Genomic DNA, 22,396 nt, shown 5'->3' on the forward strand with positions numbered 1-22,396 from the left:
AAGCCCGCCATGCTCTGCTCGAGCCGAACGACGCTCAACGCGAGCGCGACGACCGGTTCTTGATCTCTACCTCAACCGCAGGCGCCCCTCCCGCGCAGCGGGTCGTCTAATCGCTCGACCGTCAAGGGGGTGAGTGCAAGGCCGTCGTCCTTTCTGTCGATTCTCGTTCGTCCGCATGCCGGGTACAGGGTCGTCTACGCGGTCGATGCAAAGCTGATCGCCGCAGGATGAGTTTCGCAGGTGAGATCTTCCTATGTTCGTTACGCAATCTGCTAAACGAGGCAGTTGCTTCCCGCTTCGCGGAATGATCTCAGCCACGTCCCGGCAGGGACGGCTCGGTGCGTCCTGTAAGAACGCTGTTGGTTGAATGGCCTGACAGAATCGTCGCAGGGAGCGTCTGCAGGTATCAGGCGGCGGGCATTCCTCCGTGCGGATCGAACAGCTCGCCCGTCCGGAGCATCGCATGCATGATCACTGCCAGCTTGCGCGCCAGGGCCACGGCCGCTCGCTTGAAGCCGAGCCGATCTTTGAGCTCCAATGCCCAGGTTCGCAGGGTGCTGGTATCCGTCGACCGGTTCAGGATGACCGCGGCCGCCTCATACAGCAGTCCGCGCAACTGATTGTCGCCACGGCGCGAGATATGCCCGTCATTATCGACCTCGCCGGACTGGTAGCGCCTCGGGGTCAGGCCTACCCATGCGCCCACGGCGCGCGAGTTCCTGAAGTTCGCCGGATCCTCCACGGCTGATGCAAAGGCGGTGGCTGTGACAGTGCCTACACCAGGCACTGACATGAGCAGACGGCAGTGCTGGTCCTCACGCGCCATCGCAGCCAGCAAGCAGGTCGAGATCTGCCTGGCGACCGGCGTGCACGGCATGGCCGCACTCCGCCTGGCGACGGAAGTCGCCAAGCTGACAGAGGCCGAGCGCCAGACGATCATGGACTGGACGGCGGAAGACACCGCCGGAAAAGTGCCGCTCGCCTTCACCATCTTCGGCGCTTCGGTGGCCGAACAGGTGGCCCAGATTCGCCATGCTGAAAGCGTGGGAGCGGATTGGGTGATCCTGCAGCCGCCGCCGGTCGGGTCCTATGGCGCGCCGGAATACATCAAGTTCTTCGGCCGCGTCGCCGAGGCGACCGACCTGCCGGTGGCGATCCAGAACGCGCCGGCCTTTTTCGGGCGCGGCCTGTCCTCAGACGAAATCCGCGAACTCGTCACGCTTCATCCCAGCATAAGGCTGATCAAGGGCGAAGGGCCGGTCACCGACATTGCCGGATTGATCGAGCGCACGGAAGGCCGGATACCGGTTTTCAACGGACGTGGCGGCCTGGAGCTGATCGACAATTTCCGCATCGGCTGCCGCGGCATGATCCTGGCGCCGGATAGCATCGACCTCGCCGTGCGCGCCTACAATGCGTTCCGGGCCGGTGACGAAGCAACGGTCGAGGCCGAGTATGCAAGAATGCTGCCGGCAGCGGTCTTCGTCATGCAGGGCATCGAAAACCTGATCTGTTACGGCAAGCGGCTGTTCGGCGCTCGCACCGGCATCCCGATACACGACCGGGCTCCGGCGATGCGGCCAAGCGAGGTTGGCCTGGCGATGGTGGCGCGCTTTGCGGCTGGCCTCGGCCGGTTGCCGGGCTGAACGGCAATTCCCGCTAATAGGTCGTCCGCCCGACACGCGACCCTGGCAGCGGGCCCTGGCGGCTTCAGCCGAGAAGGTCGGCCGCGACTTCGAGCGTGTTGCGCAACGACGTCTCGAGATGGCGTTCCATCGCCTGCGCGGCGCCCTCGGCGTCGTGATGTTTCAAAGCCTCGAAGATGGCTTCATGCTGCTCGATCGTCTGTTCGCCATAGCCGGGCTTCGGGATGACGAGATGGCGGCCGCGATCCATCTGCGCCTTCGAGATGTCGACGGCTCTCCAGATCATCGGCAGGCCACAGATTTCGGCGATGGTGCGGTGAAAGACATCGTCGAGCTGTATCGCGATGGCATATCTGCCCTGCGATATGGCAAGCCGGTGCGCCGCCACATTGTCCTTCAGCAATTCGCCGGCTGCCGGTGAGAACTTGTCGGCCGCGCGCCTGGCGCTTTCCATTTCCAGCGCCCGGCGGATGACATAGGCTTCCTCCAGGTCGGCCCGGCTGATCGGGGCGACATAGGTGCCGGTTTGCGCCAGGATGGTGACCAGACCCTCGTCGCTGATGCGCTTGACCGCTTCGCGCACCGGGGTACGCGAAACACCGAGCGCTTCCGCGATGGCCACCTCGTTGATCACTTCCCCGGGCCTCATCTGTCCGACGACGATAAGGTTGCGAATCTGGTGATAGATCTGATCGCGGAGCGGCAGAGCCCGATTGAGAGTCGAAGGATCGAGGTCCATGGGAAAATCCGCGTCTTCGTTCACCAGAAATGGTCAGATTACATTGGAATGTAAATCAGAAAGTACCTAAGCCGGGCATGACCGATGTCGCCGATCGGCACGGCCTTCCGCCATCTCGACGAGCGCCGCGTTCGGCGCGCTTGTTGCGCCAAGGTCCAAATCAGCGTGGCGGGCAATCTCGCTTACGCGCAATTTACGACCGCCCGCTAAAAACGTTCCTGTCTGATTCGTCTGGGACAGGAACGTCATGAGCAAAGCCCTTACATCCTTCGCACTGGTCGCCGTGCTGACCGCCTTGCTCATGGCGTTGAGCCTGGCTGTGGCCAGGCACGGCTATCCCTATGGCGCGATCGGCGTCAGGCGCCTCGACGGCATTGCCGACGCTGGCGTGTTCATCCCGATTGCCGCGGTCTATTTCTTCAGCGCGATGCTGATGATGATCCTGCCGATCAGGGCGGCCGGCATTGTCCTGACCCATGCCGCCGACGCCCTCTTCTGGACGGTGATCGCGCTGTTTGCGACCATTGTCGGCTGTCTGGTAGCCAGATGGGCTTTCGGCCAGGGCAGCGCCGTGTGGGCATTGCTGAACTGGCGGTTCCTTTTTGCCGCGGCGATCGTCGGTTGTCACTTCGTCATGAATGAGCTGCGCCGCAACGTCCTGCTGCGCAGCCTGTTCTTCGTGGTCTTTGCCGCCGCGACACTGGCCTGCCTGTTCTGGTCGTTCACGCTCTGACGTGTCGCCGGCTAATCGGCTGATTCGGCGGCGATGTTGCAGGCGGCTGTTTCCATCCATGTCCAGAGATAGGCCGCAAGACCGCGATCGACATGGACGCGCAGCTTGCCGTCATGGCGATAGACGATGGCGCTGATGCCGGCGAAGGAAAGCGCTGCGCTGGCACTCGCTTGGCTGGGATCGAGCGCTGTCCCGCGCGCGATGAAAGCGTCGAGCGCCGTGCCCTCGGCCTCGAACACCTGCAGCCCGGCGCTGATCGCCGTCACCGCGAACCCGTCTGCATGCCAGCCCATGGCGATGGCAAGCGGGCTGTTCGAAACGACAAGCAGCCGGTCGCGCGCCAGCCGCGCCGCATAGCGGTCGCCCTGCGCGGTACCAAAGGCTCCAACACCAGTGCGGTCCACGCCAGATACTCGCGCCCACGCGTCGAGATCGCCGCTGACCATCAACTGGGTAAGACCCGAGATCGCGCGCACCGCAAGGCCGGGCGCGGTGATAACCGCACTTTGCCAGTCCGGCGCAACGGACCATTTCTCCGCGAGATCACGCATGCAGCCGGTCTCCTGCTGGGTCGAAGGCGCAAGGTGGGGCGATTGTCGCCGTCCGGATCTTGCCGAGATGCTGGATTTCGATCGTCTCGCCGTGGCGGGCCGCGCCGCGCTCGATCAGGCCAAGCGCAACCGGGCGGCCGAGCGTCGGGCTCTGGTAGCTCGATGTGACAAAGCCCTGGCTGCGCAATCCGCCGTCAATCCGTTTGATGCCATGCGCACCGGTGGCCAGCGGCGCTTCGCCTTGTGGCACCGCCAATCCGACAAGCTGCATGCGGTTGTCACGCGCGGCCTCTTCGGTAAACAGCGAGCGGCGGCCGACGAACTCGCTCTGGCGCTTGGCGCGCGGGCCGTCGACGCCGAGATCGTGCGGCAGCGTGGTGCCGTCAGTGTCCTTGCCGATGACGATAAAGCCTTTCTCGGCGCGCAGGATCATCAGCGCTTCCAAGCCGATGACGACGACATCGAACGCCTGGCCGGCCCGGCGCAGTTGCGCCCATAGCGGCTCGGCGCGATCGGCCCGGATCGAGATTTCATAGCTCCTGTCGCCGGTGAAGCTGACGCGGGCGACGCGGACCTCGTCGCCGGCATAGGTGCCATGACCAACCGCCATATGCGGCAGGTCGGAATCGTCGAGCGAGAGGCCGAGATCCAGAGTTTCGAGCAGTTTTCGGGCGTTCGGTCCGGACACGGTCAGTGTCGCCATGTCTGATGTGGCGTTGTGGATGTAGACCGCACCGCGTCCGAAGCGGTCCTGGCGCCATTCCTCCAGCCGGGCGTGCACGGCAGCGACGTGCGAGGAGGAGCACGACACGACGAAGCGCTGCTCGTCGAGCCGCACCAGAACGCCGTCGTCGAAGACCACGCCATTCTCCGACAGCATGAAGCCGTAGCGGCAGCGGCCCGGTTTCAGCGTCGACATAGTGTTGTAATAGAGGAAATCGACAAATGCGGCCGCCTGCGGTCCGATCACCTCGATCTTGCCGAGCGTCGAACCATCGAACAGCGCCACAGATTGACGGGCGCGCCGCGCCTCGTCCGCGATCGAACGCTCCGCGTCCGCGTTGCCGCCATAGTGGGCCGGGCGCAGCCAGCCGCCATATTCCTGGAAGACCGCGCCATTGGCGCGATGGATAGTCTCCAGCGGCAGCCGCCGCACCGGCGCCATCAATTCGCCGACGCGCGCGCCGGCAAAGCTTGCCAACGGCACCGGCGTGAACGGCGGCCGATAGGTGGTGGTGCCGACCTCCGGCACCGTGCGGCCGGTGATGCCGGCCATCAGCGCCAGGCCCGGCAGATTGGAGGTCTTGCCCTGATCGGTCGCCATGCCGAGCGTGGTATAGCGCTTCAAATGTTCGACCGAGACGAAGTTTTCGCGCGCCGCAAGCTCGACATCTTTCACCGTCACGTCGTTCTGGTAGTCGATCCAGATGCGTCCCTTCGAACCCGGCATCGGCCATGCGGCCGTTATGCCTCCTGTCGCTTCCAGTCCGGTGCTGTGCGGTATCGCCGCTTTCTTTTGACCAGAAGATGTAACGGCGTTGCCGGCACCTGCGAACACCTCCGACAAGGAAACCGCGCCCGCAGCCGCGCCGGCAACAGCAATGCCATCCACCGGATCGCCCGGCAGGAAGGCGGCACGCGCCTCGCTCCAGGCAAGCTTGCCCTTGGCCTGGCCGAACAGATGGATGGTCGGCGTCCAGCCGCCCGAGATCAGCACGCAATCGGTACCCAACCTCGTGCCGTCGTCGAGCGTCACGCCGTCGACGCGCAGCTTGCCGGTGGCGGAGGTGAGGGCTCGGCCTTTGACCAGCCCCACATTGGCCGGCGTGGGGGGCGTGCCATCACGGCGAATGTCCACAAGGGTAACATCGGCCCCCACCTCGGCCAGCGCCGTGGCAACTTCGTAGGCACTGTCATTGTTGGTGGCGAGGACGATGCGGCGGCCGACCAGGACCGCGTGGCGCCTGAGATAGGCGAGCGCTGCATCCGCCGACATGATGCCCGGCAGGTCGTTGTTGGCAAAGGGCAGCGGCCGCTCAATGGCGCCGGTCGCCAGCACGATCTGGCGCGGCCTGACCCGCCACAGCGTATCCGGCCGGCCGTCGCAATGGCGCTGGTTCAGCCCGACCAGATTGTGGTCGTAGATACCGAAGGCGGTGGTCGAAGGCAGGATCAGCTGACCGGCAGCGGCAAGCTCTGCAACCGTCTCCGCGATCCAGGCGGCCGCCGGCTTGCCGTCGATCTCACCGGCGCGATGGCCCAGCGATCCGCCTGGCTTAGGCTGGTCGTCGACCAGCATGACAGAAAGACCAGCACCAGACGCCAGCCGTACCGCCGCCAGTCCTGCCGGTCCCGCGCCCACCACCAGCACGTCGCAATGATGGTTGATCTGGTCGGCTGTGCCCGCCGAGGTCCAGCCCGCATCGACCTTGCCCAGCCCCGCCATGGCGCGGATGCGTGGCTCGAACCTGTGCCAGTCCGGCCACATGAAGGTCTTGTAGTAGAACGCCGCCGGAATGAAGCGCGCAAAACGGTCGAGGAAGGCGTTGCGGTCGGCCAGTGCACTGGGCGCGGCGTTGACGCTTCTCGCCACCAGCCCGTCGCGCGCCGGCTCGGTCGTGGCCCGCGTGTTCGGCGTCGTCGGCACACTACCGCCGACATCGACCAGCGCGTTCGGTTCCTCGACGCCGGCGCTCCAGATGCCGCGAGGCCGATGATATTTGAAGCTGCGGCCGACGACCGCGACATCGCCTGCCAGCAGCGCCGAGGCGATGGTGTCGCCGGCATAGCCGTGCACCGTAGCGCCGTCGAAGCTGAAGCGGATCGGGCGGGAGCGGTCGATGGCGCTGCCGCCGGTGGCAAGACGCGAGGCGGTCACGCCGCGTGCTCCCCGCCGAGAGCAGCCGAGGACAGCACCTTGTGGGTGACCGTGTCACGTTCCATGACGAAGAACTCGCCGCAGTTCATGTGAACCCAGATTTCGCGCGCCGTGCCTTTCGGGTTGGTGCGCAAATAGAGGTAATCAGCCCAGCGATCGATCGGCACCTCGGCGCCATCAGGCCTGATGTTGCCGGCATCGCCGCCATAGTGGAATTCGGTCTCGTCGCGCGAGCCGCAGAATGGGCAAGGGAACAACTGCATGATTGCCTCTAGTGCGCGATGCCGGAGCCGGCCGCTTCGTCGATCAGCCGCCCGGTGGCGAAGCGATCGAGGTCGAAGGGGCGGCTGATGTCGTTGTGCTTGCCGGTCGCCAGCAAGTTTGCCAGCAGCGTGCCGCCGGCGGGAATGGCCTTGAAGCCGCCCGTGCCCCAGCCGCAATTGAGGAACAGTCCCGGTAGGGGCGATTCGCCGATGATCGGCGAGGAGTCCGGCACGACATCGACAATACCCGCCCATTGCCGCATCAGCTTGAGCTGGCCGAAGATCGGGAACATCTCCAGCACCCCGGCAATCACCGTCTCCAGCGTCGGCAGATTGCCGCGCTGCGCATAGGAGGGGATGCGGTCGAGCCCGCCGCCGATGACGATCTCGCCCTTGTCCGACTGGCTGACATAGACGCCGCAGCCCGGCGACAGCACCACCGTATCGAGGATCGGCTTGACCGGCTCGGAAACGCAGGCCTGCAGCGCATAGGAATTGATCGGCAGCCGGAAGCCGGCCTTGGCCGCCAGCACCGAGGAGTGCCCGGCCACCGCCATGCCGATGCGCTCGGCCCGGATCGCGCCCCGCGAAGTCTGGACGCCACGGCAGCGGCCGCCCTCGATGATGAAATCGGTGATCTCGCAGTTCTGGATGATGTCGACGCCGAGCCGGCTTGCCGCGCGCGCATAGCCCCAGGCGACCGCGTCATGGCGCGCCGTTCCGGCCCTGCCTTGCCAGATGCCGCCAAACACCGGGAAGCGCGCATCCGGCGAAAAATTGTAGATCGGCGCCACCCGGCGCACATCTTCAGGTGAAAACAGCTCGGCATCAATGCCGTTGATCTGCATGGCGTTGACGGTGCGCGCGCCGATCTCCATCTCGGCGGTCGAGTGGCACAGATTGACCATGCCACGCTGCGACAGCATCACATTGTAGTTCAAATCCTTGGACAGCCCCTCATAGAGCCGGTGTGCCAACCCGTAGAGCTCGACGCTTTCCGGATAATAATAGTTGGAGCGCACCACGGTCGTGTTGCGGCCTGTGTTGCCGCCCCCGATCCATCCTTTTTCCAGCACAGCAACTCGGGCGATGTTCTGGTTCTTGGCAAGGTAGTAAGCCGTCGCCAGCCCATGGCCGCCGCCGCCAATGACGATCGCGTCATAGGACGGCTTCGGCTCGGGCGAGCGCCATGCCGGCTGCCAGCCGGTCTGGCCGGCCAGGCCTTCTCTAAACAGCGATAAAGCGGAATAGCGTGTGGTCATGGCGTGCCGGACAGGCCTGATTTTTCGAGGCAAAGCGTATTCGTGTTGTACACGTATGTCTAGTAATGGATGCAGTCTTGCGTACGGTTGATGGCGTCAGCGCTTTCGCGAAATCGTCTCCTCGACGTAGCGCGAGAAATCCTCGACGTCCTGGGGCGACGGCTCCTGGCCGGTAAAACTGCGCAGATACGAGGCAACTTGAGCCAGGCGGCTGCTCATCGGCTCGTTGAGTTCGAGCGAGTAATAGCCGATCTGCATGAAATAGAGCACGCGGGCCCGTACGAACGCATCCACCTCATCATAGCCATGACGCATGAACATGTCGCGAATGGCGTTGACGCGCTCCTCGTCAGCCTCGTCGAGCGCGCGCCGGATGGTAGGCGAACGACGGGCCCAGGCCCTGATCGCGAAATCCAGCTGGGGATCGAATAGCCTTTCGTCCACCCAGCATTCGAAAATGCTCATCACCCCGCGGATGACGGTCGCGGAAGGCCGCCTGGCGCGTTCGACGATGAACCTGGTGTTGGTCTGCCGCCAATAATCCAGCAACTGGTCGAGCAGATCCTGCCGGCTCTTGAAATACCAGTAGAAGCTGGAACGCGACACATCGAGCTTCTGGCCCAGCGTCAGCACGCGGACGCGTTCGACACCGTCCGAGATCAACGTTTCAAGCGCTAGCTTCAGCCAATCTTCGCGCGTGGCCTTGATGTTGCCGGTGGCGCCGGCGCGCTGAATCGTCGTTTCGAGAGCTGCCATCAACACGACGCATGACATGCTGCCTCAGGCAAATCAAGGCTATGGACATGACTGTACAGGGCAATTCAACCCTGACCGAATGATGCATCTCGGATGTTAGCCGGATTGAGGCTCGATCGGGCGCTGTCGCCGCCACGCCATCAGCGCGGTCGCAAGCGAGGGGATTTTTGTCGCGGCTGCTGGTTCAGTGTTTGCTTTCCCGCAAGGCAATTGTCTGGCAAATACAAGTTCAGACAGATGCCCGCGCGGCCAACCAGCAGGAACAAACGACATGACGCTGTTTCGACAGAATCTTATCGATGGCGAATGGGTCGGCGAGGCCGGTTCGCGCAACATCAACCCCTCGGATACCGGCGATATCGTCGGCGACTATGCCTCGGCGGGAGCCGAGCAGGCGGGGCAGGCGATCGCCGCAGCCAAGGCGGCGTTTCCGGCATGGTCTCGCTCCGGTCCGTTGGCGCGCCACGCGGTCCTGAAAAAAGCCTCCGATGAGATCCTGGCGCGCAAGGACGAGATCGGCCGCAATTTGGCCCGTGAGGAAGGCAAGACGCTGGCCGAGGGCATCGGCGAGACCATTCGCGCCGCCCAGATATTCGATTTCTTTGCCGGCGAAACGTTGCGTTTGACCGGAGATGTCGTGCCGAGCGTGCGGCCGGGCGTCGGCGTCGAGATCACGCGCGAGGCGGTCGGCGTGGTCGGCATCATCACGCCGTGGAATTTTCCGATCGCCATCCCGGCCTGGAAGATCGCCCCGGCACTGGCCCACGGCAACACCGTCGTCTTCAAGCCGGCTGAACTGGTTCCCGAGAGCGCCTGGACCATCATCGACATCCTGCATCGCGCCGGCCTGCCCAAGGGCGTGCTCAATCTCGTCATGGGCAAGGGCTCGGTCGTCGGTCAGGCGATGCTCGACAGCCCCGATGTCAACGCCATCAGCTTCACCGGCTCGGTCGGCACAGGCAAGCGCGTCGCCGCGGCAAGCATCGAGCACATGCGCAAGTTCCAGCTTGAAATGGGCGGCAAGAACCCGCTGGTCGTGCTCGACGACGCCGATCTCGCGGTCGCCGTCGATTGCGCGCTCAATGGCGCCTTCTTCTCGACCGGCCAGCGCTGCACCGCCTCGTCCAGGCTGATCGTGACCGACGGCATCCACGATCGTTTCGTCGATGCCCTCAAGGATCGCATGAGCAAGCTGGTCATCGGCGATGCGCTCGACGCGCAGACTCAGATCGGCCCGGTCGTCGATGCGACGCAGCTGAAGCAGGACGAGGATTACATCGCCATCGGCGTCAGGGAGGGCGCCACGCTCGCCTTCGGTGGCGAGCGGCTCGATCGCAAGACGCCGGGCTTCTACTTGCAGCCGGCATTGCTGACTGAGGCCACCAACGCCATGCGCAGTTCGCGCGAGGAGATTTTCGGACCTGTCGCCAGCGTCATACGCGTCAAGGACTATGACGAAGCGCTTTCCGTCGCCAACGACACGCCCTTCGGCTTGACCTCGGGCATCTGCACCTCGAGCCTAAAGCACGCCACCCACTTCAAGCGCAATTCGGAAGCCGGCATGGTAATGGTCAACCTGCCGACGGCGGGTGTCGACTTCCACGTTCCCTTCGGCGGCCGCAAGGGCTCGAGCTACGGCCCGCGCGAACAGGGCCGCTACGCGGCGGAATTCTACACCACGGTAAAGACCGCCTATACATTCGCTGGCTGATCGGCCGTCGGCCGATCATGCCGGGCTGATCGGGCGCCGGCTGATTGGCTGGCAACCCGTCACACATCTGGATTGGAGCGGCGCGAAGGGATGACAGTGCAGAATCTGACCTGGCTTAACCCGCCGCCGCACCACGCCATCGACGGCGATAGCGTTCGTGTGCGCACCGGCAAGGAGACCGATTTCTGGCGCGAGACCTTCTACGGTTTCTGGCGTGACAACGGTCACTTCCTGTACCGGCCGGTCGAGGGCGATTTCACCGCCGAAGTCACGGTCAAAGGCGACTACAAGGTGCTTTACGATCAAGCCGGGCTGATGGTTCGGCTCAGCGAAACGCACTGGATCAAGGCCGGTATCGAATACACCGACGGCCTTTCCTATTTCTCCGTCGTCGTCACCAACGACACGTCCGACTGGTCGCTGATCGCCATCCCTGCCGACCCGAACGGCATCAGCATCCGTCTGACCCGTCACGCCGAGGCGATCAGGGTCCAGTATCTCGATGCTTCCGACGGCCACTGGAAGCCGGTGCGGCTTGCCTATTTCCCGATCTCGAAAGCAGTCGATGTCGGCATGATGTGCTGTTCCCCGCAGCGCGAGGGGTTCGAGGTTACATTCTCCGGCTTTTCGGTGGAGCCGCCAATATCGCGGGAATTGCACGATTGAGGCGTGCGGTCTTGCGCTGAACCGCGAGCACTTCGACCTTTACGACAGTCGCTGTTTGAAGACTTGCCACGCGCGCCGTCGGGTTATCCGACCGCGCCGTGAATGGGGCGCGGCAATTGCCCTGGACCTTGCTCGTTCACATATTGTTGGATTGGATCCAATCATACAATATGGATTCAAAGAGGAGACCGAACGATGACGCGTTGGCAAGGGGTGTTCCCGGCGGTCACGACCAAGCTGAACCAGGATGGTTCGATCGACATCGAGGCGACGCAGGCAAGCATCGATCGCCTGATCGCCAATGGCGTGTCGGGCGTCATCGTCCTGCCGATGCTTGGCGAGAATGCGTCACTGCAGCCGCAGGAGCGGGAAGCGGTCATCCGGGCCGCGAAAGACGTGGTGGCCGGACGTGTCCCGCTTCTGTCCGGCCTTGCCGAGATTTCGACGGCAAACGCAACCGCAGCCGCGCGCAAGTACCAGGATTTCGGCGCCGAAGGCCTGATGGTGTTCCCCAGCCTTGGCTACAAGACCGACCCGCGCGAGACCGCTGAGTGGTACAAGGCGATCGCCAATGCCAGCGACCTGCCGATAATGATCTACAACAACCCGATCGCCTATGGCGTCGACGTCACCCCCGCCATCCTGAAGGTGCTGGCGGACTGCCCGACGATTGTTGCCGTGAAGGAAGAGACCGGCGATGTGCGCCGGGTCACCGACATGATCATCGAACTCGACGATCGCTTCGATATCTTCTGCGGCGTCGACGACCAGATCGTCGAGAGCATGGCGCTCGGCGCCACCGGCTGGGTGTCCGGCATGACCAATGCGTGGCCGGAGCAATGCGTCCGCATTTTCAATTTGTGCGCGGCCGGCGATTTCGCCGCCGCGCGCGATCTCTACCGCATCATGACGCCGTCCTTTCATCTCGACACGCATGTCAAGCTGGTCCAGTACATCAAGATGGCCGAGCATCTCGTCTATGGCGCGCCGGAGTGGACCCGCGCGCCACGCTTGCCTCTGGTTGGCGAAGAGCGCGCGCGCGTCACCGCCGTCATCGAGGCGGCGATCGAAAAGCTCAGGCAGCAGGACTGAACACGGGACGCCCATGGCCACCACCGACAAGCCGCTGCTGCAACGCCAGACCGTGACGGCAATGGTCGCCCAGTACATCGCCGCCAGGATCATCGGCGGCGATTACCCGGGCGGACATCAGATCCGCCAGGAAGCCATCGCCGCCGAGCTTGGCGTGAGCCGGATCCCGGTGCGCGAGGCGCTTCTGCAACTGGAGGCGGACGGCCTGGTCGTCATCAGGACGCATCGCGGTGCGGTCGTGTCGGAGTTGTCCGCCGACGATGCGATCGACCTTTTCGATGCGCGCCTGTTGCTTGAGCCTTTCCTGGTCGAAAAGGCGATCGCGCACGCCTCGGACCAGGACATTGCCGCCATCGAAAAATCGATGCGCGCCTATGAGGCTGCCATCGCCCGAGGCGATGATCCCAAGGATCTCAGCCGTCTCAACTGGGCGTTCCACACCGCATTGCTCGAACCGTCGATGCGGCCGCGGTCGATGGCGGTCGTCCAGACGCTCTACAACTCCGCCGACCGCTATTTGCGTCTGCAGATCGAGCCCGCCAAGGCACAGGCCAAAGCCCTGCAGGAGCATCGCCAGCTCTTCGAAGCCTATCGCGGGAGGGACATCGCCGAGACCGCGCGCTTGTTGAGAAAACACATCGCCGACGCGGCCGGCGAGATCGTCAGCCAGTTGCGGCGCAGCGAGAGCGCCGGCTGACTGCGTCCTTGCCGGCCGGGAGCGAACGGTCGGCAGGCCAAAGCTCACCAGGGGACATGCAGTATTTCCAGCTTGGGCAGGCCGACCGGCCTGATGCCGAGGTCGTTGGCAAGGGCGCCGAAGCCTTCGGTCTCGATAAGATCGCGGTAGGGAAGTTCGGGGAAACGAAGGCCGCCACGATGCAAAGCGGCATCGACGAGAAGCATGGTTCCGCCGACCGCATCGAGACCGATGATGTCGAGATGCCTGACATCGCTGAGATGGAGGCGGCCCTGCGATTGCAGGGGCGGCTGGTAAAGCCCGCCGCGCATATGGCGATAGTACCGGTAGTCCCTTGTCGACCGCGTCGTGATGAAACTGTTGTGATCGAAGCTGGCGCCGCCGGCGATCTTCACGCAGTTGGGGACCGCGATGCGATGTCCGGTGGCGATCAGGCGGTTCAAGGCATCGCCGGGAAAACGCCAGACATCGGCATCAATCCACAGCGCCCAGTCGTCGTCGGCGTCCAGCCCATGATCGATCAGGTGGTTGCGCACCTTGGCAATGGTGCCGCGCCTGACGCGCTGCATGCGCGGCTTTGCCCGCTTTGTCCTGTCGAGGCTGGTGCCGACATGTTTCTGCAGCAGGACAATGCTCCGATATTGGCCGGACAATCGAGCCGTTGCCTCCTGCAGCCTATCCCAGCTTCCGTCGACGCTGTCGCCTTCGCAGAACACCAGCTTGATCCGGTCCTTGGGATAGTCCAGCGTCTGCAGGAGGTCGAGGAACGGCTGGATATGCTCGGCCGCGTCGCGAAGCGGCACCAGGACGGCAATGTTCTGGCCAGATGGCGACGATGCCAGAAGCGCCGACTGGCTGACACTTGCCCTTGCCGTGGCCTCATCCAGATGGGCGCCTCGCGTCACATGATACCAGCCACGGTAGAGATGATTGCGCAGCCTGGTGCCCCACCCCGGCGCTGGTTCCGGTGTCCACCAAGTGCCCGCCCAATGATGAATGGACAGCGTTGTTCCCGTGTCTGGCTCTCTCGATCCGGCCGAATCCACCGGGGAGAACAGCGTCGGGGGATGTATGACGAAGGCCTTCTGGTCGCCATAGCCCCGCTGGGCCGATGTCAGCAGGCAAGGGCCGGTCGCGTCGAGCACGTCCTTGGCCTGAGCCAGTCCGGGCAACAGCGACAGTACATGCAGCCAGAAGGGATGCCTGGGCGGGCTCGCAATCGTTCCGTTGAAGAGCAGATAGGGCAGGCCGCGGAATTCCGCCTGGACGCTTGTGTGCGAAGCGGGTTCCTTGCACAGCACGATGCGGTCCTGGCCCATGATCGGATCGAAAGGGGCGACGCATTCACAGTCGATGTCGGCATAGACCCCACCGAAATGATAGAGAAGCAGGTAGCGCGCCGCGTCGGCGCGCAGCACGCCGCTCGGGTAGCCGCAGAAGGTCGGCAGGAAATCCGGATAGTGCTCGGCGATGAATTCCAGCAGCTTCCGATCGTTCCAGAATAGGAATGTCCAGTCCGGGTTGTGCCGCTTCCAGCTCTCGACATAGGCTTGGAAACGGGCCGGAACGACGTCGTTCTTCCACATCTGGTGAAGGATCGGTGGGATCATGCGCCAGCCTCGTCCAGTCCCAACCCGTCGCGGACGGCATTGCGGATGGCGCGCGCGCCGAACCTTGCCCATACCGCTTGATGCGCGCGGATGCGCTGGCGTGCCCTGCGGTCGGTGTCCAGGCAAAGTCCGACAGCCAGGTCGGCAAGCCCCTCATCGGTATCCGACAGCAGCAGCTCCTCCTTGTCGATCAGGTCCAGACCCTCGGCCGCCAGCGGCGTCGCGATCACCGGCACGCCCCAGGCCATCGCCTCCAGGATCTTGATGCGCGTGCCGCCGCCTGCCGCAAGCGGCACGATGCTGAGATGCGCCCTGGACAGGAGCGGCGCCACGCTTTCGGGGTCTTCGACGAGCTCCACGCCAGGCAATCCAGCCAGCGCCCGCACGGCGGGCTTCGGGTTGCGTCCGGCGAGAACCAGTGTCGCGGCCGGCAAGGCCCGTCGGATGCGCGGCAATATGGAGCCGGCCAACCGCCCGACGGCATCGACGTTTGGCGGATAGCCGAGATGGCCGATAAACAGGATCACCGGAAAGCCGTTGCCGGTCCCCGGCTCGGCAGGCGGCGTTTCGGGACTGTACCCGGCGTGGGGAATTCCGTTCGGAACGACATCGATCGGCACGGTGTGCCGGGAAAGCGCCATCAGCCTTTCGCGATCCTGGTCCGAGCAGACCCAGACCCTGTCGACAAGGGCAAGCGCCTTTCGCTCCAGGCGCCTGATGCCAAGGCCCGCGGTGATCGTCGCCACGGCAGGTCGCTTCGCATCGACGCGCCGCAACTGTTCCGCCAGGTCGGACTCGACATTGTGCATGTCGAGGATCAGCTGTTCCGTAAGCGCCCGCAAAGGCCGCAGCAGCTTGAACAGGCCGATGCCCTCGACCAGCACGGTGTCCGGGCGGAAGTCTCGAACCAGTGTCTCCAGCCGCGTCAACGCAGAGCGCGAAATGCGATGCTCCGCCCTTATGCGCCACCAGCCGATCGAGCCGGATCGGGCCTCCCCCTCGATCGACAAGGCTTCAATGCGGATCGACGGATCTGCTGCTTTCGCAGCCTGCGGCCGCACCGACACCAGGCAGACCGGGCCGAATTCCGCTGCCGCCTCAGCGTTGCGTAAGTTTCTGAGATCAGCGCCCGAGACAGCGGGGAAGGCTGGATCGTGGCACAACACCAGCGTGCGCCCTACCCCAAGGATCGGGACGGGGACTCTGGCGGGTCTCTCGATCATGGTTCCGACACGAATCCGGGCGTCATATTGCAGTGCCTTCCAGCTTCGACCGATCGTGTTGTGTGCACGAACGGCACGCATCATGCCCGCCGCATCCATGAACATCCTATGTTTGATCAGTTGCCTTGAAATCCGTTGCGCTATCCAGGATTTTCTCCATTGGAGAACGTCCCTCGCCACCCCGCAAGCGGCAAGCGTGTCCAGTTCGAGCGCTATAGCCAGAAATGTGCGGCGCGGCGCCTGGACGAAACGCTTGGCCATCCTTGCCTCGTCGTGATGGTAGAGCAGAACCGGGGTGGAGACGGTTGCCACATTCGAGCGCGCAAGCAGGGCCGCCCAATAGCATGTGTCCTCGTCGAGACCGGTCGTCTGCGGAAAGCGGACGGTGGCCGTTGCCGAGGTTGCGACCAATGCGCTGCCCATGGCGATAGGCCATACATCGTTGAGAAGGTATCGCCGCGCGTTCAGGGCCCGGTCATCGGTGTATCCATGCGGCACCTTGAGTTTGTCCGGCCGCCCTCTGGTCCGGCGAATACAAGCTCCTATCGACAGCCCGGCGTCGGGATTGCGCTTGAGCGCATCCTGCAACAGCGTCAGCCCTCCAGCCATCACCTCGTCGTCGGCATCAAGGAAGAATATGGATTTCCCGCTGGCGCGGGCGATGCCGGCGTTGCGTGCAGCGCCAGCGCTGCCGAGCCGGACGACCACGACCTCCAGCGGCAGCCCGTATTTTCGGGCGCTGTCGAGTGCAATGGCCGCGGTCTGATCGTCGGAGCCGTCATCGATGACAAGAATTTCGCCGATCAGATAACGGTCGGGCACCAGACTTCGCAAGGTGGCGTCAATGGTGGCGGCGGCGTTCCGTGCCGGAATGATGACAGTGACGTCCCGCACGACCATGATCACTTCTGCTCGAAGGAACCGCGGTTCAGCATGCGGTTATAGAAATCCTTTAACGGCGATACAGGTCGGAGTGAAAGACTGGCGAGGCTATCGATCAGCTTGGGTTCGATGTCGAATGGCGACTGGTTCTTCAACCAGCTGTAGCATGAGCCGTCCTTGAGAACGGAAGGACTGCCAACCACATAGCCACCGAGCCCCTTGGCGTGACCGATCCGGCGCAGACCAAAATGCAGACTGGATGAAACGATCGGCTCTCGCGTCCTCAGATAGACGTGAAATCCGTTCGGCGACTTTGCAACCGGTGTGCGGCCGGCGAGTTCCATGTGCATGCTCGTCCAACTTCGATAGCCGACAACGTCATCGAAATCGAGGATGAGGAGATTGGAAAATCCGCCCAATATCCCGATATTCCCCACGAATTTTTGAAACCAGCGCTCAATGTCATCGCAGGTCGGCGGCTTTTGTGAAAGCTGAAAGGCAATCGATCTGAATGCCAGTTCCTTCAAATCTTTTCGCCGGGTCTGCAAATGCAGCGGATCGTATTCCATCGCCTGGAGATCAAGGTGTTTGCCGCCGGCCCGGAGCGGCAAGCAAATGTAACCCTTGGCCAAGAGCTCGATTGCATATTCGGTCCTTATTACAGGCTGCATCGACTGTTCCGCGGCCGAAAAATGTCATTCCAATCTTCTTTAGCCGAACAGGGTCCTCGTCAAGTGCCGAGTGCAACACTTTGGTCGTGCTCAAGCGATGCGCCTCCGTCTCAAACACGTCATCTTCTGGACCGCTCCAGCCAACGCGTCGTGACATGTCTCCAGAATGATGTGAACCGCGTTCGCCTGTATGCGTCGGCGGCCATCTTTATGCCTTGTGCCTGCGTCGGGAAGGGATGGATGACGTCGGCCAGCGCGAGCAGGCCCATGCCCGACTTGATCGCCAGCGACACTGCATTGATCATCTCGCCGGCATGGCTGGCGACGACCGTGGCACCCAGGATGCGGTCGGACCCCTCCCGGACGTGGATTTTGACAAAACCCTCTTCTTCGCCGTCCATCACCGCACGGGCGACATCGTGCATCAGCACCGTATAGGTCTTGACCGGAATGCCGTTCTGGCGCGCCTCCGCCGGATAGAGCCCGACATGGGCGATCTCCGGATCGGTGTAGGTGCACCACGGAATGACCAGTTCGCTCAGTTTACTGCGTCCAAGAAACAAGGCGTTGTGCACGACCATGCGGGCCGTCGCCTCGGCGGTGTGGGTAAATTTGTAGGCGAGGCAGACGTCGCCCGCCGCATAGATGCGCGGATTGGTGGTCCGGAGATAATCGTCCACTTTGATGCCGTCGGCATCGTATGCCACCCCGGCGTTCTCCAGGTCGAGACCGTCGACATTGGGCGAGCGGCCGATGCCGGTGATTATCTCGTCGACGGAAATCGTCGTCGTGATCTCGTCGTGTACCAGGTCGGCGAGCTTCTTTCCGCCTGCTGTCCGCACCGCCACCATCTCGGTGTTGAGGCAAACCTCGATCCCCTCGCGCGCCAGCGCGTCGGAAAGGATCTGGGCGGCGTCGCGTTCCTCGCCGGGCAGGAACATCGGCTCCCGCTGCGCCAGGATGACTTTCGCACCCAGCAAACGGAAGGCCTGCGCCGCCTCGCAACCGAGCGGTCCGCCGCCGATGACCAGAAGCCGCTTCGGGCACTCTGTGAGATCGAACATGGTTTCGTTGCTGAGATAGCCGGCTTCGGCGAGCCCCGGGATCGTCGGCAGCCTCGGGCGCGCGCCTGTCGCGATCAGCGCCTTCCTGAAACGCAGCGTCTTGCCCGCCACCGTGACCGCGTCCGATCTGGAAAACTGTGCTTCGCCGAAAAAGACATCGATGCCTTTCGCCGCGATGGTTGCGGCGGCATCGGCACGGCTGATCCGCTGCCGGATTTGCCGCATCCGTGTCATTGCCCGCTGAAAGTCGACGTGAAGACGGTCCGGCGTGTCACCGCCGAGATTCTCGGCATCGCGCATATCTGCATAGAGCCTGGCCGTGCGGATGATCGATTTCGACGGGATGCAGCCGACATTGATACAGGTCCCGCCGATCAGGTTGCGCTCGATGAGCGCAACCTTTGCACCGAGGCCGGCCGCTTCGTGGGCGGCGGTCAGCCCGGCCGGCCCGGCACCGATGACGACGAGGTTGTAGGGACCGTCCGGCTCTGGGTTCTGCCAGTGCGGCGGATGGGCGCTCTTGATCAGTTCGAGGTCGTTGCTGTCGACGGGGAAGGCGCGAGCCCTGGTTCGGTCACGCGCCATCGCCGCCACCTGACGCCGGGCTTACCGGCTGAGACAGCCAGCCGCCGCTGAATCCGGCCTTGCGCAGGCCGTTGCGGATATGCTGATTGGACCGCATCAGCTTCCAGATCAGCCCTGACCGATGGTTCTCGATCATCATCACCACGATGCCCTGGTCCAGCCCGTAGTGGCCTTCCGACACCCAGCCGTGCCGGCCGAATGTCCGCCGGTTCGCCAATGTCGGATTGAAGCCGCTCGGCAGCCGGAAATTATCGATCACCTCGGGATAGCGATCTCCAAGATGGCGCAAGGCCGCCAGGCAAATGTCCGGCGCGAAAGGCAGCGACGCCGGATAGGACCATGGGGCGATCGTCCCGTCATCCGGCCCGAACGGCGCGCCGCGCGCCGCATAGCCGGAAAACCGGCGGCGGTGTCGCTCCACGCTGGTGCGAAAGCCGCCTGGGCCGTCGCCCGCCGAAAGTCCCCACAAATTCTCGTCGTAGCCGCCATAGCCGTAAGGATTGTGGCGCGCATAGTCGCGGTGCAGGTAGGTCGAGCGGCGGCTGTTTTCGAAATAATCCGAGTTCTTCTCGCGCATGAAAGCGTCGCGGATGCCGGCGAAGTCGATCCAGGCATGCGAGAACTGGTGCATGAACAGCGGACCGCCATAGAGCACGTCGTAGCCGTAGATGTTTTCCCACTGGTAGGTCGCCGTCCAGCCCTCGTAACTGTCGTCCGAGGTCGGGCTGTCGGGCGAGGCCATCGACAGGACGTAGAGGATCGTCGCTTCGTTGTAGCCTTCCCAGCCATAGTGGAGAAAGCCGCTCTTCGGCTTCCAGCCCTGCCGGAGCGTCAGGCCTGAGCCTTGCGCCCACCGCCAGTCGACGCGCCGGTATAGCGCCTCGGCTCGTTCCCGGATCTCGGCTTCCTCCTCATCCTCGCCGGAGAAATAGGATGCCGCCACCAGCACACCGGCGATCAGCAACGCAGTATCCACCATCGACAGTTCGCAGCGCCAGACGCGCAGGCCGGTCCGCATGTCGAGGAAATGGTAGTAGAAACCCTTGTGGCCGGTGACGTCGTCGCCATTGCCCTGCCGGCTGGTCGAGAAGAAGCGCAGCGCGGCAAGCGTCAGCTTCACCGCCGCTTCGCGGATCATCCACCCACGCTCGACGCCGATCGGATAGCAGGACAGGGCGAAACCGACAACGGCGATGCTGGCCGGCCAATTCGGCCGCGACGTATCGGCGACCAGTCCGTTTTCCGGATTCACATTCTCGAGGAAATAATCGAAGGCGGCGCGCTGATAGCGCTCCAGAAGCTCGTCGTCGGACAATGCGGCAGGCTCGGCTCTAAGCAAAAGAAGCAAGCTCCCGCCGGATGGCTGCATCCCGTGTCATGGTTTCCCGCTACCTTGTTGCGTCATCATCGATTCGACGTCTGGGACTATACGCCCGCCCGCTCCTGTCCGTTGCATCGTCACGCGGAATTGAGATTCGCTCTGCGTCAGTAGGTGGCGCGGCCGCCGGAAACGTCGAACACGGCGGCCGTCGTGAACGAACACTCCTCCGAGGCGATCCAGCAGATCAGCGCCGCCACCTCGTCGACCTCGCCAAAGCGCGCCATCGGTATCTTGGACAGCATGAAGTCGATGTGCTCCTGGCTCATCTGCTTGAAGATCGCGGTGCGCACCGCCGCGGGTGTGACGCAATTGACCGTCACCTTGGTCTTGGCCAGTTCCTTGCCGAGCGACTTGGTCAGGCCGATCACCGCGGCCTTGGACGTGCTGTAGGCGGAGGCGTTGGGATTGCCTTCCTTGCCGGCAATCGAGGCGATGTTGACGATGCGGCCATAGTTGCGCTCGAGCATGTGCGGCACGAGCGCCTTGTTGCAGTAGAAGACGCCGTTGATGTTGATGTCGATGACCTTCTGCCAATCCTCGCTCGAATAGTTCCAGGTCGTCATGTTGGGGCCGGTGATCGCCGCACTGGTGACCAGGATATCGACACCGCCAAGCGCTTCGATCGTCCGTGCGGCGGCATTTTCAACCCCCGCCGCATCGGCAACGTCCACCGCCACGCCGTGCAGTCCCGGAATGACGGCCTTGGCCTGTTCGATCTGGGCAGGATCGCGATCCCAGACCGAAACCCGTCCGCCCTCTTCGACAATCCTCTGAGCCACCGCCAAACCGATGCCCGATGCGCCGCCGGTGATGACCGCCGCCCGATCGCTGAATCGTCCTGCAAAATTCATCGGCATCTGATTTCCCCCGTCACCTGAACCCGATGGACGATGGCGACGCACGGCCACCATACCATCGGCGGCGACTGTGCGGTCACCGCCAGGCAAGTTCAAGCCGGCATGCAGGCCGATCGTCTGGGCCAATCCCGTGCCGGGATCACACGGGATTTCCCTCGAGCACACTGCCCAGCGCTTTCACCATCGCCACCAGCGCCGGTCCGATCTCGGCATGCGCGCGGTCCTCGGTGATGATCTCGCCGATGCCGCCGCAGGTGACGGCAACAAGCGGCGAGCCGTCACGCGGGCGAAACGGCACGCCGACCGCATGGATGTAGCTGTGCCAGGCGCCGAACGACGTCACGTAGCCCTGGCGCGCATATTGGGCGATCGCATCGTCGATCGCAGCATGGATCATCGCTGCCTTGTCCGGCTCCGCCTCCTGCAAAGCCCGCACAAGGCCGGCGCGCTCCTGGGGTGAAAGGGCCGCCGCATAGGCCAGCCCCATCGATGTCTTCCAGATCGGCAGATAGGAGCCGGGATTGAGCCGCAGCGTAACAAGGCTCTCCGACCGGCAATTGGCCAGATAGACCATGTTGAGGCTGTCGCGCGTGCCGAGCGCCACCGCCGCACCGGTCAGGTCGGCCAGCGGCTGCATCAGCGGCCTGGCGACGTGAACGACGGCGCTGGAGCTGAGCGCTGAATAGCCGAGCGCCACGGTGGCCGGCCCCAGGCTGTAGCGGCCGAGATCCTTGTCGTAGAGGAGATAGCCGAGCGCGCTCAGAGTATAGGTGATGCGCGAAACCGTGGCTTTGGGCAGGCCGGTGCGGGCAATGATGTCCTGGTTGCCGAGCGAGGCGTCGCCCGGCCGGAAGGCGCGCAGGATGTCGAGCCCGCGCACCAGCGACGACGAAAGCTGCGCGCCTTCGCCTCCAAGTTCCGTCTCGTCCCTGGTCGCTCGCTTGCGCACGCTGGGTCTTTCTGGCGTCGTCGTCCGCCTGTCGGGCCGGTGCCGCCGGCACGGTCTGTCGTATCTGGTTGAAAAATGAAATTAAATTCCATTTATATTGACAGCGGCTTTCGCGGACTGTCAATATGCTTGCATAGATGGCATGTCCCAGCGCCTTGTGCCATCTTACGAAGCCCCTCC

The 22,396-nt window shown here is 63.6% G+C and carries 19 protein-coding genes and 1 pseudogene; 6 read left to right on the top strand and 14 right to left on the bottom strand.

Annotated elements, in window-relative coordinates; all coding sequences use genetic code 11:
* Positions 1-406: 406 nt before the first annotated feature.
* A pseudogene (locus ASD12_RS19925) lies at positions 407-835 on the bottom strand (transposase); the annotation flags it as partial.
* Between ASD12_RS19925 and ASD12_RS19930 the strand changes: the two are divergent.
* Positions 792-1,646, top strand: a complete 855-nt coding sequence (locus ASD12_RS19930; RefSeq protein WP_056589793.1) for a dihydrodipicolinate synthase family protein — start codon at positions 792-794, stop codon at positions 1,644-1,646. The pseudogene ASD12_RS19925 and the gene ASD12_RS19930 overlap by 44 nt on opposite strands.
* 64 nt (positions 1,647-1,710) lie before the next feature.
* Here ASD12_RS19930 and ASD12_RS19935 read toward each other — a convergent pair whose 3' ends face one another.
* Positions 1,711-2,385 (bottom strand): GntR family transcriptional regulator, encoded by a 675-nt coding sequence (locus tag ASD12_RS19935; RefSeq protein ID WP_056589796.1) that lies wholly within the window; start codon positions 2,383-2,385, stop codon positions 1,711-1,713.
* A 247-nt stretch (positions 2,386-2,632) separates the two neighbouring features.
* Between ASD12_RS19935 and ASD12_RS19940 the strand changes: the two genes are divergently transcribed.
* Positions 2,633-3,118: a hypothetical protein gene (locus ASD12_RS19940; protein WP_023811545.1), complete on the top strand. Its 486-nt coding sequence runs from the start codon at positions 2,633-2,635 to the stop codon at positions 3,116-3,118.
* Positions 3,119-3,129: 11 nt separating this feature from the next.
* Here the strand turns inward: ASD12_RS19940 and ASD12_RS19945 are convergent, their stop codons facing one another.
* The 5 genes from ASD12_RS19945 to ASD12_RS19965 form a co-directional block, all read right to left on the bottom strand.
* Positions 3,130-3,669 carry a hypothetical protein gene (locus ASD12_RS19945; protein WP_056589798.1) on the bottom strand — a complete coding sequence of 180 codons (540 nt, stop codon included), beginning with the start codon at positions 3,667-3,669 and terminating at the stop codon, positions 3,130-3,132.
* Positions 3,662-6,547, bottom strand: coding sequence for a sarcosine oxidase subunit alpha family protein (locus ASD12_RS19950; RefSeq protein WP_056589801.1), 2,886 nt, complete (start codon positions 6,545-6,547; stop codon positions 3,662-3,664). Before ASD12_RS19950 ends, ASD12_RS19945 begins: the two co-directional genes overlap by 8 nt.
* Positions 6,544-6,810, bottom strand: coding sequence for a sarcosine oxidase subunit delta (locus ASD12_RS19955; protein ID WP_056589804.1), 267 nt, complete (start codon positions 6,808-6,810; stop codon positions 6,544-6,546). Before ASD12_RS19955 ends, ASD12_RS19950 begins: the two co-directional genes overlap by 4 nt.
* Positions 6,811-6,818: 8 nt before the next feature.
* Positions 6,819-8,072, bottom strand: a complete 1,254-nt coding sequence (locus ASD12_RS19960; protein ID WP_056589807.1) for a sarcosine oxidase subunit beta — start codon at positions 8,070-8,072, stop codon at positions 6,819-6,821.
* 96 nt (positions 8,073-8,168) lie between these two features.
* A complete protein-coding gene (locus tag ASD12_RS19965) occupies positions 8,169-8,828 on the bottom strand; it encodes a TetR/AcrR family transcriptional regulator (protein ID WP_056590159.1) in 660 nt (219 codons plus the stop codon).
* Between the two features lie 271 nt (positions 8,829-9,099).
* Here ASD12_RS19965 and ASD12_RS19970 point away from each other — a divergent pair, with 271 nt between their 5' ends.
* From ASD12_RS19970 to ASD12_RS19985, 4 genes are all read left to right on the top strand, one after another.
* Positions 9,100-10,539 (top strand): aldehyde dehydrogenase family protein, encoded by a 1,440-nt coding sequence (locus ASD12_RS19970; RefSeq protein ID WP_056589810.1) that lies wholly within the window; start codon positions 9,100-9,102, stop codon positions 10,537-10,539.
* A gap of 90 nt (positions 10,540-10,629) precedes the next feature.
* Positions 10,630-11,205 (top strand): DUF1349 domain-containing protein, encoded by a 576-nt coding sequence (locus tag ASD12_RS19975; RefSeq protein ID WP_056589813.1) that lies wholly within the window; start codon positions 10,630-10,632, stop codon positions 11,203-11,205.
* A 195-nt stretch (positions 11,206-11,400) separates the two neighbouring features.
* Positions 11,401-12,297, top strand: a complete 897-nt coding sequence (locus ASD12_RS19980; RefSeq protein WP_056589816.1) for a dihydrodipicolinate synthase family protein — start codon at positions 11,401-11,403, stop codon at positions 12,295-12,297.
* Between the two features lie 13 nt (positions 12,298-12,310).
* Positions 12,311-12,994, top strand: a complete 684-nt coding sequence (locus ASD12_RS19985; RefSeq protein WP_056589819.1) for a GntR family transcriptional regulator — start codon at positions 12,311-12,313, stop codon at positions 12,992-12,994.
* A gap of 44 nt (positions 12,995-13,038) precedes the next feature.
* Here the strand turns inward: ASD12_RS19985 and ASD12_RS19990 are convergent, their stop codons facing one another.
* From ASD12_RS19990 to ASD12_RS20020, 7 genes are all read right to left on the bottom strand, one after another.
* On the bottom strand, positions 13,039-14,604 hold the full coding sequence (locus tag ASD12_RS19990; protein ID WP_056589822.1) for a glycosyltransferase: 1,566 nt from the start codon (positions 14,602-14,604) through the stop codon (positions 13,039-13,041).
* Positions 14,601-16,727, bottom strand: a complete 2,127-nt coding sequence (locus ASD12_RS19995; protein WP_056589825.1) for a glycosyltransferase — start codon at positions 16,725-16,727, stop codon at positions 14,601-14,603. Before ASD12_RS19995 ends, ASD12_RS19990 begins: the two co-directional genes overlap by 4 nt.
* A 2-nt stretch (positions 16,728-16,729) precedes the next feature.
* On the bottom strand, positions 16,730-17,341 hold the full coding sequence (locus ASD12_RS20000; RefSeq protein ID WP_244482905.1) for a bifunctional DNA primase/polymerase: 612 nt from the start codon (positions 17,339-17,341) through the stop codon (positions 16,730-16,732).
* A 158-nt stretch (positions 17,342-17,499) separates the two neighbouring features.
* Positions 17,500-19,029 (bottom strand): mercuric reductase, encoded by a 1,530-nt coding sequence (locus tag ASD12_RS20005; RefSeq protein WP_056589831.1) that lies wholly within the window; start codon positions 19,027-19,029, stop codon positions 17,500-17,502.
* Positions 19,019-20,368, bottom strand: coding sequence for a glucoamylase family protein (locus tag ASD12_RS20010; protein WP_082525563.1), 1,350 nt, complete (start codon positions 20,366-20,368; stop codon positions 19,019-19,021). The genes ASD12_RS20005 and ASD12_RS20010 overlap by 11 nt, the downstream gene beginning before the upstream one ends.
* Positions 20,369-20,514: 146 nt before the next feature.
* On the bottom strand, positions 20,515-21,267 hold the full coding sequence (locus ASD12_RS20015) for an SDR family NAD(P)-dependent oxidoreductase (protein ID WP_056590162.1): 753 nt from the start codon (positions 21,265-21,267) through the stop codon (positions 20,515-20,517).
* 139 nt (positions 21,268-21,406) lie between these two features.
* The gene (locus tag ASD12_RS20020; protein WP_056589837.1) at positions 21,407-22,216 is read right to left on the bottom strand and encodes an IclR family transcriptional regulator; all 810 of its coding nucleotides are present in this window, start codon (positions 22,214-22,216) and stop codon (positions 21,407-21,409) included.
* Positions 22,217-22,396: the final 180 nt, after the last annotated feature.

It is taken from the genome of Mesorhizobium sp. Root102, from assembly GCF_001425625.1.
In the GTDB taxonomy this organism is placed as follows: domain Bacteria; phylum Pseudomonadota; class Alphaproteobacteria; order Rhizobiales; family Rhizobiaceae; genus Mesorhizobium.

What these genes read in the sequence shown, in the direction of transcription:
- ASD12_RS19930 (WP_056589793.1), top strand. Translation starts at nt 792, where the DNA reads ATGAGCAGACGGCAGTGCTGGTCCTCACGCGCCATCGCAGCCAGCAAG.
- ASD12_RS19935 (WP_056589796.1), bottom strand. Translation starts at nt 2,385, where the DNA reads ATGGACCTCGATCCTTCGACTCTCAATCGGGCTCTGCCGCTCCGCGAT.
- ASD12_RS19940 (WP_023811545.1), top strand. Translation starts at nt 2,633, where the DNA reads ATGAGCAAAGCCCTTACATCCTTCGCACTGGTCGCCGTGCTGACCGCC.
- ASD12_RS19945 (WP_056589798.1), bottom strand. Translation starts at nt 3,669, where the DNA reads ATGCGTGATCTCGCGGAGAAATGGTCCGTTGCGCCGGACTGGCAAAGT.
- ASD12_RS19955 (WP_056589804.1), bottom strand. Translation starts at nt 6,810, where the DNA reads ATGCAGTTGTTCCCTTGCCCATTCTGCGGCTCGCGCGACGAGACCGAA.
- ASD12_RS19960 (WP_056589807.1), bottom strand. Translation starts at nt 8,072, where the DNA reads ATGACCACACGCTATTCCGCTTTATCGCTGTTTAGAGAAGGCCTGGCC.
- ASD12_RS19965 (WP_056590159.1), bottom strand. Translation starts at nt 8,828, where the DNA reads ATGGCAGCTCTCGAAACGACGATTCAGCGCGCCGGCGCCACCGGCAAC.
- ASD12_RS19970 (WP_056589810.1), top strand. Translation starts at nt 9,100, where the DNA reads ATGACGCTGTTTCGACAGAATCTTATCGATGGCGAATGGGTCGGCGAG.
- ASD12_RS19975 (WP_056589813.1), top strand. Translation starts at nt 10,630, where the DNA reads ATGACAGTGCAGAATCTGACCTGGCTTAACCCGCCGCCGCACCACGCC.
- ASD12_RS19980 (WP_056589816.1), top strand. Translation starts at nt 11,401, where the DNA reads ATGACGCGTTGGCAAGGGGTGTTCCCGGCGGTCACGACCAAGCTGAAC.
- ASD12_RS19985 (WP_056589819.1), top strand. Translation starts at nt 12,311, where the DNA reads ATGGCCACCACCGACAAGCCGCTGCTGCAACGCCAGACCGTGACGGCA.
- ASD12_RS19990 (WP_056589822.1), bottom strand. Translation starts at nt 14,604, where the DNA reads ATGATCCCACCGATCCTTCACCAGATGTGGAAGAACGACGTCGTTCCG.
- ASD12_RS19995 (WP_056589825.1), bottom strand. Translation starts at nt 16,727, where the DNA reads ATGGTCGTGCGGGACGTCACTGTCATCATTCCGGCACGGAACGCCGCC.
- ASD12_RS20005 (WP_056589831.1), bottom strand. Translation starts at nt 19,029, where the DNA reads ATGGCGCGTGACCGAACCAGGGCTCGCGCCTTCCCCGTCGACAGCAAC.
- ASD12_RS20015 (WP_056590162.1), bottom strand. Translation starts at nt 21,267, where the DNA reads ATGCCGATGAATTTTGCAGGACGATTCAGCGATCGGGCGGCGGTCATC.